At 65.6% G+C, this 16,801-nt stretch carries 14 protein-coding genes; 8 read left to right on the plus strand and 6 right to left on the minus strand.

Annotation, left to right across the window (positions count from 1 at the left end; translation table 11 throughout):
* Positions 1–82 precede the first annotated feature (82 nt).
* Positions 83–1,489: a 3-isopropylmalate dehydratase large subunit gene (leuC, locus tag J4G32_RS16070; protein WP_210496442.1), complete on the plus strand. Its 1,407-nt coding sequence runs from the start codon at positions 83–85 to the stop codon at positions 1,487–1,489.
* Between the two features lie 58 nt (positions 1,490–1,547).
* Here the strand turns inward: leuC and J4G32_RS16075 are convergent, their stop codons facing one another.
* Entirely contained in the window at positions 1,548–1,856 is a 309-nt protein-coding gene (locus J4G32_RS16075; protein ID WP_210496443.1) for a hypothetical protein, read from the minus strand.
* 116 nt (positions 1,857–1,972) lie between these two features.
* Between J4G32_RS16075 and J4G32_RS16080 the strand changes: the two genes are divergently transcribed.
* Positions 1,973–2,230 carry a hypothetical protein gene (locus J4G32_RS16080; RefSeq protein ID WP_210496445.1) on the plus strand — a complete coding sequence of 86 codons (258 nt, stop codon included), beginning with the start codon at positions 1,973–1,975 and terminating at the stop codon, positions 2,228–2,230.
* Positions 2,231–2,296: 66 nt separating this feature from the next.
* The gene (locus tag J4G32_RS16085; RefSeq protein ID WP_210496623.1) at positions 2,297–2,653 is read left to right on the plus strand and encodes a metallopeptidase family protein; all 357 of its coding nucleotides are present in this window, start codon (positions 2,297–2,299) and stop codon (positions 2,651–2,653) included.
* Between the two features lie 33 nt (positions 2,654–2,686).
* Here the strand turns inward: J4G32_RS16085 and J4G32_RS16090 are convergent, their stop codons facing one another.
* Together J4G32_RS16090 and J4G32_RS16095 are read right to left on the minus strand one after the other, a co-directional pair.
* A complete protein-coding gene (locus J4G32_RS16090) occupies positions 2,687–3,241 on the minus strand; it encodes a disulfide bond formation protein B (RefSeq protein WP_210496448.1) in 555 nt (184 codons plus the stop codon).
* Positions 3,242–3,251: 10 nt separating this feature from the next.
* On the minus strand, positions 3,252–3,410 hold the full coding sequence (locus J4G32_RS16095) for a DUF5993 family protein (protein ID WP_210496450.1): 159 nt from the start codon (positions 3,408–3,410) through the stop codon (positions 3,252–3,254).
* A 179-nt stretch (positions 3,411–3,589) separates the two neighbouring features.
* Between J4G32_RS16095 and leuD the strand changes: the two genes are divergently transcribed.
* From leuD to leuB, 3 genes are all read left to right on the plus strand, one after another.
* Positions 3,590–4,192 (plus strand): 3-isopropylmalate dehydratase small subunit, encoded by a 603-nt coding sequence (gene leuD, locus J4G32_RS16100; protein WP_210496454.1) that lies wholly within the window; start codon positions 3,590–3,592, stop codon positions 4,190–4,192.
* A gap of 71 nt (positions 4,193–4,263) precedes the next feature.
* On the plus strand, positions 4,264–5,454 hold the full coding sequence (locus J4G32_RS16105) for a lytic murein transglycosylase (protein WP_210496455.1): 1,191 nt from the start codon (positions 4,264–4,266) through the stop codon (positions 5,452–5,454).
* A gap of 214 nt (positions 5,455–5,668) precedes the next feature.
* Positions 5,669–6,775 (plus strand): 3-isopropylmalate dehydrogenase, encoded by a 1,107-nt coding sequence (leuB, locus tag J4G32_RS16110; protein WP_210496456.1) that lies wholly within the window; start codon positions 5,669–5,671, stop codon positions 6,773–6,775.
* 5 nt (positions 6,776–6,780) lie between these two features.
* Here the strand turns inward: leuB and J4G32_RS16115 are convergent, their stop codons facing one another.
* Positions 6,781–7,104 (minus strand): hypothetical protein, encoded by a 324-nt coding sequence (locus J4G32_RS16115; RefSeq protein ID WP_210496457.1) that lies wholly within the window; start codon positions 7,102–7,104, stop codon positions 6,781–6,783.
* Between the two features lie 134 nt (positions 7,105–7,238).
* On the opposite strand from J4G32_RS16115, the gene J4G32_RS16120 reads away from it, so the two are divergent.
* Positions 7,239–8,363 (plus strand): sulfite oxidase, encoded by a 1,125-nt coding sequence (locus J4G32_RS16120; protein WP_210496458.1) that lies wholly within the window; start codon positions 7,239–7,241, stop codon positions 8,361–8,363.
* On the opposite strand, the gene J4G32_RS16125 is transcribed toward J4G32_RS16120, so the two are convergent.
* On the minus strand, positions 8,341–9,141 hold the full coding sequence (locus tag J4G32_RS16125; protein ID WP_210496459.1) for a hypothetical protein: 801 nt from the start codon (positions 9,139–9,141) through the stop codon (positions 8,341–8,343). The genes J4G32_RS16120 and J4G32_RS16125 overlap by 23 nt on opposite strands.
* A 396-nt stretch (positions 9,142–9,537) precedes the next feature.
* Here J4G32_RS16125 and J4G32_RS16130 point away from each other — a divergent pair, with 396 nt between their 5' ends.
* Positions 9,538–10,569 (plus strand): aspartate-semialdehyde dehydrogenase, encoded by a 1,032-nt coding sequence (locus J4G32_RS16130; protein WP_210496462.1) that lies wholly within the window; start codon positions 9,538–9,540, stop codon positions 10,567–10,569.
* A 74-nt stretch (positions 10,570–10,643) separates the two neighbouring features.
* On the opposite strand, the gene J4G32_RS22000 is transcribed toward J4G32_RS16130, so the two are convergent.
* Positions 10,644–16,733 (minus strand): Calx-beta domain-containing protein, encoded by a 6,090-nt coding sequence (locus tag J4G32_RS22000; RefSeq protein WP_210496469.1) that lies wholly within the window; start codon positions 16,731–16,733, stop codon positions 10,644–10,646.
* Between the last annotated feature and the right edge of the window lie 68 nt (positions 16,734–16,801).

The following is a 16,801-nucleotide window of genomic DNA, read 5'->3' on the forward strand; positions in this document are numbered from 1 at the left end:
CCCTCACGACATCTTTTCGCGATGCCGGAGACCGGCTAAAGACCCCATCGGACTGACCTGAACGCGCGTTGGAATGAGAACAATGGCCAAGCCCCGCACCATGTACGACAAGATCTTCGACGCTCACGTCGTCGACCGGCAGGATGACGGGACGTGCCTTCTCTATATTGACCGCCACCTTGTCCACGAGGTCACGTCCCCGCAGGCCTTCGAGGGGCTGCGCCTGACCGGCCGGCAGGTCCGCCAGCCCGGCAAGACGCTCGCGGTCGTCGATCACAACGTGCCGACCACCGACCGCACCCACGGCATCGAGGATCCGGAATCGGCCATCCAGGTCGAGACGCTGGCCCAGAACGCGCGCGATTTCGGCGTCGAATATTTCAACGAACTCGATACCCGCCAGGGCATCGTCCACGTGGTCGGGCCCGAACAGGGCTTCACGCTGCCCGGCATGACCATCGTGTGCGGCGACAGCCACACCTCGACGCACGGGGCATTCGGAGCGCTGGCGCACGGCATCGGCACATCCGAGGTCGAGCATGTGCTCGCGACCCAGACGCTGATCCAGAACAAGGCCAAGAACTACCGCGTCACCGTCGACGGCGTATTGCCGGAGGGCGTGACCGCCAAGGACATCATCCTGTCCATCATCGGCGAGACCGGCACCGCGGGCGGTACCGGCCACGTGATGGAATATGCCGGCGAGGCGATCCGCGCCCTGTCGATGGAAGGCCGCATGACGGTCTGCAACATGGCCATCGAAGGCGGTGCCCGCGCGGGCCTCATCGCGCCCGACGAGAAGACCTACGCGTATCTCAAGGACCGGCCCAAAGCCCCGAAGGGCGAGGCCTGGGACGCGGCTGTGCGCTACTGGGAAACGCTGGCTTCCGACGAGGGCGCGCATTTCGATACCGAGCTGCGGCTCGATGCGGCGAGCCTGCCGCCGATCGTCACCTGGGGCACGAGCCCCGAGGACGTGATTTCGGTGGCCGGTGCGGTCCCTGATCCCGACAGGATTCCGGCCGAGAACAAGCGCATCTCGAAATGGCGCGCGCTCGACTATATGGGCCTCAAGCCCGGCACGAAGATCACCGACATCACCCTCGACCGGGTCTTCATCGGCTCCTGCACCAATGGCCGCATCGAGGACCTGCGGGTCGTGGCCAAGATGGTCGAGGGCAAACGCGTTCATGATGCGGTCAGCGCCATGATCGTGCCCGGCTCCGGCATCGTGAAGCTGCAGGCCGAAGCCGAAGGGCTCGACAAGATCTTCCGGGCGGCGGGCTTCGACTGGCGTGAGCCGGGCTGCTCCATGTGCCTTGCCATGAACGCCGACAGGCTGGCCCCGGGCGAGCGCTGCGCCTCGACGTCGAACCGCAATTTCGAGGGCCGTCAGGGCTTCAAGGGCCGGACTCATCTCGTCTCGCCCGCCATGGCGGCGGCGGCGGCGATTGCCGGCCGGTTCGTCGATATCCGCACCTGGGGCTGAGGCTGCCGGAGCGGCAGCGCGGCATCTCCCGCGCTGCCACAGGGAAGAATGCGCCGATCTAGCGGCGGCCGACCGGAACCTGGCGACACACCTGGACAGGCCGGCGCACGACCATGCCGTTCGGCCGCACCTGGCGGCGCATCACGGTGCGGCATTCCTGGCGCATGCGCGGTCCGCGGTGGACACGATGATCGACGCGGCCGCGGTTTCGCATATGCTGCGGTCCGGGATGGCGCTCCTGCACCATGCGGTGCTGGGGCGCGCGCTCGCCAACGCCGATCCGGACATCGACACCTTGGGCGGAGGCTGCACCGGCACCGACAGTCATCAGCCCGGCCACGGCCAGGATCGAGAGAAATTTGCGCATCAGAACCTCATCGTGTGATCGAAGGAATGTGGGGCAGCTAACGGCAATGGGCACAAAGTGTTCCCTCCGGGTTTGCAGGAATGCACGGATGAGACCAGAATCGGCAGGAGGTCACCATGAGTGATGCAGAGCGGGAATCCCGCGAAACGCTCGAACGGGTGAAGCGGGATTCCGAGACTCTCGGCTCATCCTCGCTGAACCGCATGAGCCGGCGCATGACTGATCATTTCACCGGCCAGGATGCGGTCGGGGCGGGCGAGGACGGGGGCACCGATCCGATCGAGCTATGGGGCCGCCGCATCGGGCGCAGCCTCTCGATCGTCGGGTTCATCGTGCTGGTCTACTGGCTTGCCGCCCAGCTTCACCTTGTCTGACCGGAGCGAGCTGCCGTGACCGAATTTGCAAGTCTGCAAGCGCCTACCCTGGCGGATTTCGACGCGATGGCCCATGAGGCCTTCGCGGGCCTGCCGGAAGCCTTTCGCCTGCTGTGCGAGGGCGTGGTGATCCGAGTGGAGGATTTTCCCGACGACGAGACGCTCACCGAGATGGAATGCGAATCGCCGTTCGATCTGCTCGGGCTGTTTCGCGGGGTCGGCCTCGCGCAGGGCGGCGGCACGATGCACACGGGCCAGTTTCCCAACATGGTCTGGCTCTACCGGCGCCCTCTGCTCGATTACTGGGCCGAGCACGAGGAAACGCTGGGCCACCTCATCACCCATGTGCTGGTGCACGAGATCGGCCACCATTTCGGCCTGTCCGACGACGACATGGAAGGCATCGAGACAGCTGCGCGCTAGGCGGAAGCACGCCGCGGCTGGTGGCGCGCTTCGCTATGGCAGCATCAGGTAGGCGGTCGGATTGTCCGGGCACACATCAGGGCCGCACTCCACGAACACGTTGAGGATGTTGCCCGCCACGAGCGCGAAAACGAGCCAGAAGGCGGTTTTCTCGAAACGCCCGAGCACCGGCAATTGCCGGGTGTCGAACGCCTGTTCGAACTGTCGGTCGAACAGCAGCACAAGGGCGATCAGAACAATGGCGATCACGAAGATGACGAACGCCCAGGTGTAATAGTGATAGCCGAGGATCGCGCTGCCGTAGCCGGCATCGCCGGGCAGCACGTGCAGCAGGATCTGCCGTCCAGAAACGCCTGCGCCGGCCAGCGCGGCAACCAGCGACACGGCATAGTGGCTGGGACGCGGACCGAATCGCACGTTCAGCGCCGGCCCAACGGCCAGTGCCGCAAAGGCGACCCGCTGCAGAAGGCAGAGCGGACAGGGAAGTTCGGACAGGACGATCTGAAACACGAAGGCGGCGAACAGGATCGCCGCGATGGCGTAGAGGCCGAGCGCGTTCAGCGTCACGGCATGGCGGGGCGTCAGCATGGGGCGGCCTTCAGAAGGAGAGCGTGAGCGGGTCGGTCGCGTGATGCAGATAGTCCGCGATGAACAGCGCGATCGTGAGGAAGAACAGGCCGATGGCCACCCTCCGTCGTCCGTTCCAGGCCACGAACAGCGTCGCGGCAAACAGTAGAAAAAGGACGAGCTGATCCATAATCGTTTCCCCCCGGAATGATGTCTCGTGTAGCACGCTTCCCCGCGGCTCCGTAAGGTGATCTGCGCGCGCGACCATCATGGGCCTAGTGCTGGCCGGAAGGCTTTGGTAAGAGGCTGTCCGCGAGGGGGCGGGCCAAAAGGCCCGGCCGCGTGCGGTTTGCAAGGAATGTGAAGACGATGGACAAGTTCACCGTGCTGGAAAGCGTCGCGGCGCCGATGCGGATCATCAATGTCGACACCGACATGATCATTCCCAAGCAGTACCTGAAGACCATCAAGCGCACGGGCCTCGGTGTCGGCCTGTTCTCCGAGATGCGCTACCGCGACGACGGGTCCGAGAACCCGGATTTCGTGCTCAATCAGCCGGCCTACCGCAAGGCCGAGATCCTGGTGGCGGGCGACAATTTCGGCTGCGGATCGTCGCGTGAGCATGCGCCCTGGGCCCTGCTCGATTTCGGCATCCGCTGCGTGATTTCCACGGGCTTTGCCGACATCTTCTACAACAACTGCTTCCAGAACGGCATTCTGCCCATCGTCGTCAGCCCGGAGAATCTGGAAAAGCTCTTCGACGATGCCGAGCGCGGCGCCAACGCCACGCTGACGGTCGACCTGGAGAAGCAGGAGATTCGCGGCCCGGATGGCGGCAGCGTGCATTTCGATATCGATCCGTTCCGCAAGCATTGCCTGCTGAACGGCCTCGACGGCATTGGTCTGACGATGCAGAAGGGCGCCGCCATCGACACCTACGAGGCCAAGCTCAACGAGCGCGCCTGGGTCTGATCGGCCGCCTGTTTTGGCTACCGCCGGAGCCTTTGCCCAATATTAACCAAATTGGTCGCACATTCCGGAGCATGATTCGTCATCTTGCTCTCGCGCTTGTCGCGACCGCTGGGTTGGCTGCCGCGACGCCGGTATCCGCTCAGGCCGATTTCCGCTCCTGCCTGTCCGGCCTGCGCAGCCAGGCCGCGGCCAAGGGCATTTCCGGACAGGCCTTCGATCTCGCCACCAGCGGGATTGCGCCGGACATGAAGATCCTCGAGCTGATGAACAGCCAGCCCGAGTTCAAGACCGAAATCTGGGATTACCTCTCGGCCCTCGTGGACGATCAGCGCGTGCAGGACGGCACGGCCGCCATGCGTCAATGGGGCAAGGCGCTCGCCAATGCGGAAGCGCGCTTCGGCGTCGATCGCTACGTGATCGCCGGCGTGTGGGGGGTCGAATCCGATTTCGGCAAGAATTTCGGCGATCGCCCGCTCGTCCAGTCGCTGGTGACACTGTCGTGCTACGCGCCGCGCCGCCAGGCCTATTTCACCGGCGAGCTGATGGCGACGCTCAAGATCGTCCAGGATGGCGACATCGACCCCGCTTCCCTCAAGGGCTCCTGGGCCGGCGCCTTCGGCCACACCCAGTTCATGCCCTCCACGTTCCAGCGCCTGGCCGTCGACGGCGACGGCGACGGCCGCCGCGACGTGGTCAATTCGGTGGCCGATGCCACCGCCTCGACGGCAAATTTCCTCAAAAAAGCCGGCTGGGTGAACAACCTGCCTTGGGGCTATGAAGTGCGGCTGCCGGCGGGCTTCAACGCCGGTCTTGCCGGCCGCAAGAAAAAGCGTGACCTCTCTGCCTGGGCCGCCATGGGCGTGACCCGCGTCGACGGGCGCCCGCTGTCCGGCGGCTATCCGGCAGCCGTGCTGATCCCGGCCGGCATCAACGGCCCGGCTTTCATCGTCACGAAAAATTTCGACGCGGTCTATTCGTACAACGCCGCCGAATCCTACGGCCTTGCCATCGCGCTTCTCGGCGACCGGCTCAAAGGCCTGCCGGGCATCCGCACCGCCTGGCCGACCGATGATCCGCCCCTGTCGCGCGCCCAGCGCCGCGAGCTCCAGCAGCTCCTGACCGCCCGCGGCTACGATGTGGGCGAGCCCGACGGCAAGGTCGGCCAGAAGACCCGCGACGCCATCAAGGACATCGAGCGCCGCATCGGCCTCGAACAGCGCGGGAGGCCCGGCGGCAAGGTGCTGGAGGCGGTGCGGGGCTGAGATAAGGCTCGCGCCTGCCGGTGGAAGGCAAGTCTCTCCCCAAACCCTTGCCAGGACGGCATCGTGCGTCTTGCCAAACCCCGTCTCTCCCGCCTAAACCCTCGTCCTGTGGCCGGAGTTGATCCGGCCATGCGCGTCCGCTCGGGCGCGGACAGGCCCAGATTCCGGCGTGATGTCGGACACCACCGCTCACGCACGCACGAGGTTCTCCATCATGGCGACGCACAAGCTTCTTCTTCTGCCCGGCGACGGGATCGGTCCCGAGGTCATGCGGGAGGTCGAGAAGATTGTGGGCTGGTTCCGCAAGCGCGGCACCGGCTTCGAGACGGAAACCGACCTCGTCGGCGGATCGGCCTTCGATGCCCACAAGGTCGCCATCACGGACGCCGCCATGGCCCGGGCGCAGGAAGCCGACGCTGTGTTGTTCGGTGCGGTCGGCGGGCCGAAATGGGATGCGGTTCCTTATGCGGTGCGTCCCGAGGCCGGCCTGCTGCGCCTGCGCAAGGATCTCGGGCTATTCGCCAATATCCGCCCGGCCATCTGCTATCCGGCGCTCGCCGACGCGTCCTCGCTCAAGCGCGAGATTGTCGAGGGGCTCGATATCGTCATCGTGCGCGAACTGACAGGTGGCGTCTATTTCGGCGAGCCGAAGGAAATCGTCACCCTTGAGGATGGCTCCCAGCGCGGTGTGGACACGCAGGTCTATACCACTGGAGAAATCGAGCGCATCACGCGGGTGGCGTTCGACATGGCGCGCAAGCGCCGCAACAAGGTGTCGTCGGCCGAGAAAAGCAACGTCATGAAGACAGGCGTCCTGTGGCGCCAGATCGTCAGCCGGCTGCACAAGGCCGAGTTCTCGGATGCGAATCTCGAGCATGTGCTGGCCGACAACGCCGCCATGCAGCTGGTGCGCAACCCGAAGCAATTCGACGTGATCGTCACCGACAACCTGTTCGGCGACATCCTGTCGGACATCGCCGCCATGCTCACAGGCTCGCTCGGGATGCTCCCCTCCGCCTCGCTGGGCGCCGAGGATCCGCGTACCGGCACGCGCAAGGCTCTCTACGAACCCGTCCATGGGTCTGCGCCCGATATCGCGGGCCAGGGCCTTGCCAACCCGATCGCCATGATCGGCTCGTTCGGCATGGCGCTGCGCTATTCGTTCGGCCTCACCGAGGAGGCGGATCGTCTCGATCAAGCCATCGCGGCCGTGCTCGCCTCCGGCACCCGCACGAAGGACATCGCATCCCCCGGCGCCAATGCGGTTGGCACCCGGGATGTGGGCGATGCCATCGTCAAGGAACTCGACCGCGCGGCTTAAAGCGCCTAGCGGGTCGATCCCGTCGATCCCACCTCGAAGGGGATGGGCGGGATCGGGTTGGTGGCTCCGACGAACGGCCCGCCGATGGGATCCGGCAGCACCGCACCCCCGAACCGCTCGTTGTTGTTCCACGGCGGCATCACCAGGATCGACATCTGGCCCGACGTCGCGTAGCGATTCATCGAGCCTACCGGCGCCATGTTGCCGGGATCGAGAAAGCTGCGCGGCTTGACGCGCAAGACCAGCGGCCGGTCCTGAGCCTCGGCGGCGGCGCTCAATGCCGACAACGCCGTTAGGGAAGCAAGAGTGAAGACAGCAAAGCGTCTCATGGTCCAAACTCCATCCATGGCTGTCGCATGAGGGCGGGGGCTCTCGAAGGGCAGCGGAGCATCAAGACAAAACGGCTCCGCTTGATTTGTTCCGCCGGGGACGGGCCCTCGCACACCAAAGGAGATGCTGATCGATGACGGAGCCTTTGCATCCTGTTCTCGCCGCCTGCGACAAGGATCGCTTGGCGGTCCTGGGCGAGACGCCCCTGGTGGCCGAGACCCCGGAGGAGCTGCTGGACGACGAGACAACCCCGGTCTCGCGCTTTTTCATCCGCAACAACGGCTTGCTGCCTGACCCAGCCCTCGATCCCGAGGCATGGACGCTGACCGTCGACGGCGAGGTCGAGACTGTCTTGCGGCTTTCCCTGGCCGATCTTAGGCAGCGCTTTCCCGTCAGGACCTTCCGCATGGTGCTGGAATGCGGCGGTAACGGGCGGTCCTTCCTCAGCCCCCGGGCCGAAGGCAATCCCTGGACCCATGGGGGCGTCGGCTGCGCCGAATGGACAGGCGTGTCCCTGCGCGATGTGTTGCAGGCGGCAGGCCTTACACCCGCCGCCGCCCACACAGCCCATTACGGTGCGGATCCCGATAAGACAGGGGACAGCACCATCCCCTCCCTGTCCCGCGGCATGCCGGTGGAAAAAGCCCTTGAGGCGCATACGCTGCTGGCCTTTGCCATGAACGGCGAGCCCTTGCCGTTCCTGCATGGGGGGCCGCTGCGGCTGGTGGTTCCGGGCTGGCCCGGCTCGCTCAGCCAGAAATGGTTGACGCGGATCTGGATCCGCGACCGTGAGCATGACGGACCGGGCATGACGGGCCTGTCCTACCGCGTCCCGACCCAGCCCTTGGCGCCGGGCCAGGATATTGGCGGAATCCCGTTGCGGATCCTGGAATCCATGCCGGTGCGCAGCATCATTTCATCGCCCGGACCCGAAACATCCCATCCCGCCGGGACCCGGAATCTCAGTGTCCGTGGCGCCGCATGGGCGGGCGACGATGAGGTGAACGCCGTCGACGTCACCCTGGATGGCGGCGTCACCTGGACCCCGGCCGTTCTCACCACGCCGCTCAACCGCTACGACTGGACCCGGTGGCGCGCCGACTTGGCGGTGCCGGCGGACGGGGCCTACACCGTCCATGCCCGGGCAACCGATTCCCAAGGGCGGGCACAGCCCTTTGTCCCTTCCAACTGGAATCCCAACGGCTATGGCTGCAACGTCATGCACGGGGTGCCGATCAGGGTCGGCTCGGCCCCTTGACGCCCGCCGACGCCGTCCGGGCCGGCGGCGGGCAGGCCTCGGCGCGGATTTTTTCCGAGCGGCCGAACAGCGTCTTGAGCGCCGGATCGGCGGCGCCGACCAGCATCAGGCTGTCGATGAAACAGGCAAGCTGACGTGAATCGGCCACCTGGGCGTCCGACCCGCATAGCCAGCCCTGAAAGCCGAACGCCGCGTCATCGTCCCGGAACCGGAACGCCTGGCAGCCGAGTTCGGCCGGTCCCGCAAGGGTCACGGCCGCAACTTCCACCGGGCCGAATTTCGTCGTGAGCAAGCCGGTCTGGGCATTCCGCTCGACCGACAGGCCGGCCTCCGCCGCGCGCCGGACCACATCCACGTAGAAGCTGCGGGTCATGGGCGGAATCCCTGCACTCACGCTGATCCGGCCGTAGCGTGTCTCGCTGGGCGCGCCGATCACCATCGTGTCCTCGCGCCCGCCGCTCACATGACGCCGGGCCTCGATGGCGACGGGACTCGGGGTCCGGTCCAGGGCGTAGAGCGGGGTCGCCGTCGCGAGCGGCGTCCAGGTCGCCGGGGGCGCGCTCAGGACGGTGACGGGAACGGGCCGGGGACTGTCTGCGGCGGGCGAGGTCGCAGGGCGCTCCTGCTGGGCCAGAAACGCCAATGCGGCGATGCACAGGCCCGAAAACAGCATCATGCGCAGCCAGGGCAAGCGCCGGCGCGACCGCACGAGAGGGCGCTCGTCCTCAAGGTCGAACGTGTCGTCGTCGTCCTCGTCCCGGTCCAGCGGCCTTGGCATGCGGTCCCTGCGCGACGCGCCCGTCGCGTCAGCCCTGTTCTACCGTATCGTCCGGGGCAGTTCGACGGGTTTTGCCCGGCAGCGTGAATCAGACCTTACCGAACCCGCCGGCCGGGAAGGCGGCCGTCGCGCGAGAAGTCTCGACGAAAAGAGATGTCTTGACGAAACCCCGTCTTTGATGTGTTTCTGCTCGACCGAGCCCGAACGGCTCCGGATGGACGATGGCAATGACGCTGCTCACGCGCACGACGAGCAAAACGAAAACCGTCACGACGGCTGTGAAAACGGCCGCCTAGCCTCGTCGTCCCCGGTCCTCTCTCCCCACGGGGCGAGAGGCGATACCCGACAAGGGTATCCATGCTGCCCGGGGAGAGCGTAAAAACAGGAGACGTCACAATGGGTTACAAGGTCGCCGTAGTCGGCGCGACGGGCAATGTGGGCCGCGAGATTCTGAACATTCTCGCCGAGCGCGCCTTCCCGGTCGACGAGGTGGTGGCGCTGGCCTCCCGCCGCAGTCAGGGCACCGAGATTTCCTTCGGCGACAAGACGCTGAAGACCAAGACGCTCGACATGTACGATTTCTCGGACGTGGATCTCGTGCTCATGTCGGCCGGCGGCGAGATCGCCAAGGAATGGGCGCCCAAGATCGCAGCCCAGGGCGCCGTCGTCATCGATAACTCGTCCGCCTGGCGCTACGATTCGGACGTGCCGCTGGTGGTGCCCGAGGTCAATGCCGACGCGGTGCGCGGCATGAAGAAGGGCATCATCGCCAACCCCAATTGCTCCACCGCGCAGCTGGTGGTGGCCCTCAAGCCGCTGCATGATTTTGCCACCATCAAGCGCGTGGTGGTCGACACCTACCAGTCCGTGTCCGGCGCCGGCAAGGATGGCATGGACGAACTCGACCGCCAGACCAAGGCGCTCTATTCGCTGCAGGATCTCAAGCAGGAGAAGTTCCCCAAGCGCATCGCCTTCAACGTCATCCCCCATATCGATGTTTTCATGGAGGACGGCTACACGAAGGAAGAGTGGAAGATGATGGCGGAGACGAAGAAGATCCTCGACCCCAAGATCAAGCTCACGGCCACCTGCGTGCGTGTGCCGGTCTTCATCGGCCATTCCGAGGCCGTGAATGTGGAATTCGAGAAGCCCATTTCGGCCGAGGAGGCCCGCACGATCCTGCGCTCCGCGCCCGGCGTCGTCGTCATCGACAAGCGCGAGGCCGGCGGCTACATGACCCCCCACGAAGCGGCCGGCGAGGACGCCACCTATGTGTCGCGCATCCGCGAGGACATCACGGTCGAGAACGGCCTGTCGTTCTGGTGCGTGTCCGACAACCTGCGGAAAGGTGCTGCCCTCAATGCCGTGCAGATCGCCGAGGCGCTGATCAATCGCGGCCTTCTGCCGACCCGCAAGCGCGCCGCCTGACACCCGTCGCAGAACAATTGAAAAAACCCCCGCTGGCGACAGCGGGGGTTTTTCCATGTGGGGGAGAAGCCCGGTCAGATGATGAAGAAGTCCTTGGCGGTCATCTTCAGGCCCTTCTTGATCTGGGCGATCTCGACAGCAGCCTTTCCGCCCGACCCGTCCAGGTCGTAGGACAGCACGCCCTTCTGCTTGTTGTAGACGAGATAATCGTCCGCATCCTTGGCCTTGTCGCCGATGGTGAAGAACTTGGCGTTCAACTTGCCGGGCTTGGCCTCCGCGCCTTTGCCGAGCTTCTTGAAGATCGCGTTGTCCAGCCAGATCGTGTCGTCCTTGACGTTGAAATCGGCGATCTTGTCGAGGTTCGATTTCTTGTTCAGCCTGGTGCTGAACACGAAGGTGTCGCGGCCGGCGCCACCGGTCAGGACATCCTTGCCGGCAGCACCCCACAGAATGTCGTCGCCGGCTCCGCCGCCCAGCGTATCATTGCCCGCGCCACCCTTGAAGATGTCGTTGAAACCGCTGCCGGCGGTAAATTCCGGGTTCATGTCGCTTACCGCCACCGTCAGGGTCTTGGTGACGCTGAGCCCGCCGGCATCTTTCGCCCAGACCGTGACCTGATGCGAGGCCGCCTGTTCGAAATCCAGCTTGAAGCCGTTCTTCACCACGAGTTGGTGGCCGATAACGGCGAAGCGGTCGTCGCCGCCGCTCAGACCGAACGTCATGGTGCCGGTGCTGCCATCCGGATCGAGCGCCGAGAGATCGCCAATCACCGTGCCTTCGGCCGCATATTCGGCAGCCGTCCCGGCTCCGGCGAGAACGATGTCAGTCGGCGCGTGATTGACCGCCGCAACGTCGTCGTTGGTGATGGTGCCTGAGGCCGAGCCATGGGCTGCGCTGATGGTCGCCCCGCCGGTGGCGTTCGAGAGAGCGACCGTGAAGGCCTCGTTGCCCTCCACGATCGTATCGCCCTTGACCTTGATGGTGATGGTCTTGGTGGTCTCGGTGCCGGTGAAGCTGACGGTGCCGGTGAGCGCGTCCACATCATCCGCCGTGATACCGTTGCCGGTGGCGATGGTCCAGGTCACGTCAGTGGCGCCGGCGGGGTTATCACGGGAGACCGTGAAGGTGTAGTCGGTCAGGCCCGTATCGCCCTCCGTGACCGCGGCGGTCGCTGTGGCGATCGAGAGCAGCGGCGGCGTGACGACGACGATCTCGTCATCGTTGAGGATGGTGCCGGTCGCACTGCCATGGGTGGCGCTGATGGTCGCCCCGCCGGTGGCATTGGACAAGGCGACGGTGAAGGCCTCGTGGCTTTCGACCGCCGTGTCGCCCTTGACCTTGACGGTGACGGCCTTGGTGGTCTCGTTCCCGGCGAAACTGACGGTGCCGTTGAGCGCGTCGAAATCATCCGCCGTGATGCCGCTGCCTGTGGCGATGGTCCAGGTGACGTCGGTGGCGCCGGCGGGGTTCTCGCGGGTGACCGTGAAGGTGTAGTCGGTGAAGCCCGCATCGCCCTCGGTCACGGAGGCGGTTGTCGTGCCGATGGAGAGCAGGGGCGGCGTGACGACAACAGGCTGATCGTCGTTGAGGATGGTGCCGGTCGCACTGCCATGGGTGGCGCTGATGGTCGCCCCGCCGGTGGCATTGGACAAGGCGACGGTGAAGGCCTCGTGGCTTTCGACCGCCGTGTCGCCCTTGACCTTGATGGTGACGGTCTTGGTGGTCTCGTTCCCGGCGAAACTGACGGTGCCGGTGAGCGCGTCGAAATCATCCGCCGTGATGCCGCTGCCTGTGGCGATGGTCCAGGTGACGTCGGTGGCGCCGGCCGCGTTTTCGCGGGTGACCGTGAAGGTGTAATCGGTGAAGCCCGCATCGCCCTCGGTCACGGAGGCGGTCGTCGTGCCGATGGAGAGGACCGGCGGTGTCGTGCCGCCTCCCGACGGATCGTCGTTGAGAATGGTGCCGTTGGCGTGGCCGTGCGTGGCGCTGATGGTGGCCCCGCCGGTGGCGCTCGAAAGTCCGATCTCGAAGGCTTCGTGTCCTTCCACCAAAGTGTCGCCCTTGACCTTGATGGTGAGGGTCTTGGAGGTCTCGTTGCCGGTGAAGCTGACGGTGCCGGTGAGCGCGTCGAAATCGTCCGCCGTGATGCCGTTGCCGGTAAAGATGGTCCAGGTGACGCTGTTGTCTCCGGCCGCGTTGTCGCGGGTGACCGTGAAGGTGTAGTCGGTGAAGCCCGTATCGCCCTCGGTCACGGAGGAGGTCGCCGTGGCGATGGAGAGGACCGGCGGGGTCACGACGACGGCCTGATCGTCGTTGATGATGGTGCCGGTCGCACTGCCATGGGCCGCGCTGATCGTGGCCCCGCCGGTGGCGTTGGACAAAGCGACCGTGAAGGCTTCGTGCCCTTCGACCGCCGTGTCGCCCTTGACCTTGATGGTGACGGTCTTGGACGTCTCGGTGCCGGTAAAGCTGACGGTCCCGGTGAGCGCGTCGAAGTCGTCGGCCGTGATGCCGTTGCCGGTAGCGATGGTCCAGGTGACGTTGTTGTCGCCGGCCGCGTTGTCGCGGGTGACCGTGAAGGTGTAGTCGGTGAAGCCCGTATCGCCCTCGGTGACGGAAGAGGTCGCGGTGCCGATGGACAGAACCGGCGCGTCCAGTGTCCCGCCGGCGACCGGATTCACGGTGATCAGGAAGTCCTTGTAGACCGAGGCCGAACCCGCCGCCCCGTTATTGTCCGTCACCTTGACGGTCACCGTATAGGTCTCGGTATGGGTGATGTCGCCGAGGGCCGCGACCTTCAACTGGCCGTTCTCGATCTTGAAGCGGCCACCGGCGTTGCCGGCGCCGCTCGAGCCGCCGCTGCCGGTGGAATCGAAGGAGTAGATCAGCCCGGTCGCCCCGTCGGGATCGGACGCGTTCAGCGCGCCGATCACCGTGCCGTCCGTCGCGTTTTCGCTGATGGTGGCGACGTGCGAGCCATCCGCGAAAGCAAGGTCGGTCGGGGCCTCATTGAGGTTGGTGACGTAGACCTTCATCGTGAGATCGGCGGAGGCGAGCCCGGCGCCGCCCGACTCGCTGGCGTGCACCTTGAGCAGATAGAATTTCCGCTCCAGGGCCGTGCCCGCATGTTCGACCTGCAGGTCCGGATCCTCCGTAGCCGACGCTTCGTAATTGACCGCGCCCACAAGCGTGATGATGCCGGTATCGGCGTCGATGGCGAACTTGCCGCCCGGGTTCGACGCCAGGCTGTAGGTGAGGGGATCGCCATCGCCATCAGTCGATTTGACGGTCGCCACCACCGTGAAGACCGCCGCGTTCTCGGCGATGGGCGTGATGCTGCCCTGGACCGAGGGAGGGGTCGGCGCCTTGTTGGTGAGCGAGATCGTGCCGTCGCTGAATTGCAGCGATTCCACGTTGCGGACGATGTCCTGGCCATCCTGGCCAACGGTGTCGGTCACCGTGACGCTGCCATCGGCATTGGCCACGAGGGTATAATTTCCCCGGGCTCCCGCAAACACCGCCGTGTCATTGCCCGCGCCGCCATCGAGCGTGTCGTTGCCGCCGCCGCCGGTCAGGACATTGTTGCCGCTATTGCCCGTGAGCGTGTTGGCAAGCCCGTTGCCGGTGCCGGAAAGATCGCCGTTGCCGGTCAGCACGAGGCTCTCGACCTCATCGGCCAGAGTCAGGCTGATGGAGGCGCGGATGACATCGTTTCCGCCGCCCGGCGCTTCGCTGACCACATCGCCCGCATCGTCGACGATGTAGGTGTCGTCGCCGCCGCCGCCGCGCATCATGTCGGCGCCAAGGCCCCCATCGATCACGTTGCTGCCCGCGTTGCCTGTCAGGACATTGGCAAGCCCATTGCCCGTGGCGTCGATGTCGGCCGTTCCGGTGAGGGTGAGATTCTCCACATGGGCACCGAGCGTCCACGAGAGCGACGCCCGCACCGTATCGACGCCCTCGCCCGCAACCTCGCTGACGATGTCGCCGGTGCTGTCCACCACATAGGTGTCGTCGCCCGCCCCGCCGGTCAGGATGTCGGCCCCTGAGCCCCCGTCGAGCACGTTATTGCCGCTGTTGCCGAGAAGCACGTTGCCGAGCGCGTTGCCGGTCCCGTCGATATCGCCGGTTCCGGTCAGGACGAGCTGTTCGACATTGTCGCCGAGCGCGAAGCTCACCGCAGCGCGCACGGTATCGGTCCCCTCGCCAAGCGCTTCGAGCACGACGTCGCCGGCATTGTCGACGAGGTAGATGTCGTTGCCTGCGCCGCCCGCCATCGTGTCGGCGCCCGCGCCGCCATCGAGCCGGTTGTTGCCGGCATTGCCGGTGAGCGCGTTGGCGAGGTCGTTGCCGGTGCCGGACAGAGACTCCGTGCCGGTCAGGATCAGATTCTCGACATTCGCGCCAAGCGCCACGCTGATCGCTGCTTCGACCGTGTCGATGCCGTCGCCCGGCAACTCGATCACCACGTCGCCCGCCATGGTGTCGGCGCCCGCGCCGCCATTCAGCCAGTTATCGCCTTCATTGCCCGTAAGGGTGTTCTCGAGGGCGTTGCCGGTGCCGGCAAGCGCCTCGGTGCCGGTGAGGACCAGCTTTTCGACATTCGCGCCGAGCACGATGCTCACGGCCGCCTCGACCGTGTCGATGCCGTCGCCCGGCTGCTCGATCACCACGTCGCCCGCATGGTCGACCACATAGGTGTCGTTGCCGGCGCCCCCCGCCATGGTGTCGGCGCCCGCGCCGCCGTCGAGCCGGTTGTCGCCGCTATTGCCGGTGAGCGTGTTGGCCAGCGCATTGCCGGTGCCGTCGAGATTGCCGCTGCCGGTGAGAACCAGCGCCTCCACATTGTCGGCCAGCACGAGGCTGATGCCCGACCTGACCGTGTCGCTGCCCGCATCGGCTGCCTCGATGACGACATCGCCGGCATCGTCGACCACATAGGTGTCGTTGCCGGCCCCGCCCGCCATCACGTCGGCGCCCGCGCCGCCATCGAGACGATTGTTGCCGGCATTGCCCGTGAGGCTGTTGGCGAGCCCGTTGCCGGTGGCCGCCAGATCGGCCGTTCCGGTGAGGATCAGGTTCTCGACCTCCGCCGTCAGCGCATAGGAGATCGACGACCGCACCGTGTCGGCTCCCGCGGCGGCCACTTCCGTGACGATGTCGCCCGCGTCGTCGACCGTATAGGTGTCGTCGTCGAGACCGCCCGCCATGGCGTCGGCGCCCGCGCCGCCATCGAGGGTGTCGTTGCCGGCGCCGCCGGACAGGATGTCGTTGCCGGCCTCGCCATGCACGTGGTCGTCGCCGTCATTGCCCTGGATCGTATCGTTGCCGGCGCTGCCATAGGCGCTGTCATTGCCGGCACCCAGATCCACCGCGCCCGTGACGATACCGCCGCGGCTGTCGAACAGGTCGTTGCCGCCCAGCAGATCGACCTTGCCCTCGAGGATACCATAATTGGTGATCCGCTCGATTCCCGCGCCGCCCAGAACGGCCGTCTCGCCCGCGATCGTTCCGGTATTGGTCAGGGTGGCCACGCTCACCGGCTTGTTGCCGATCGCCGCCTTGGTTTCCAGCGCGACGCCGATGCCCACCACCACGATGGGGAGGCTCGCGTCGTTGGGATCGGAGGTGCGGTCGCCGATGGCCCGGATGATTCCGCTATTGGTGACCTGGCTGTCGTTCTTGAACTGGATGCCGTGGCTGATTCCGGTGATCGTGCCGGCATTGGACAAAAAGGTCTCGCCGGCCGAATTGCCGCTCAGGATACCGACTGCGCCTGAGATGGAGCCCTCATTCCAGACGCTGTTGCGGGTCAAGTCGAGATAGACGCCGCGGTCGCCGCCGATGACCTGGCCGTGGTTTTCCAACACACCGGAGCGGCCCAGCAAGACCCCTGTGACGCCGCCCTGCACCAATCCGCTCTCGCCCACCAGCACGCTGTCGTTCGTGCTGCCAAACATGACGCCGGTGATCTGGGCCGAGACCGTGCCGTAGATCGCCGCATGGACGCCGTCGTTGAACTCGACATTGCGGATGCCCTCCGCGATCGGGAAGGCGAACGGGTCTGGGATCATGATCGAACCGCCCGCCGTGACGGTGAGCGTGTCGCCGTCGAGAACGAACTGGGTGTCCTGCTGAAGATCGACGATGTAGAAAACGGTCATGTGCCCCTCCGGCGGTTTGTTGCCGAAAGGTTATTATGTTTCATCAAATGGTCAATATCTAAACCGTC

The sequence above is a fragment of the Microvirga antarctica genome, assembly GCF_017921815.1.
GTDB classification, from domain to species: Bacteria; Pseudomonadota; Alphaproteobacteria; order Rhizobiales; family Beijerinckiaceae; genus Microvirga; species Microvirga antarctica.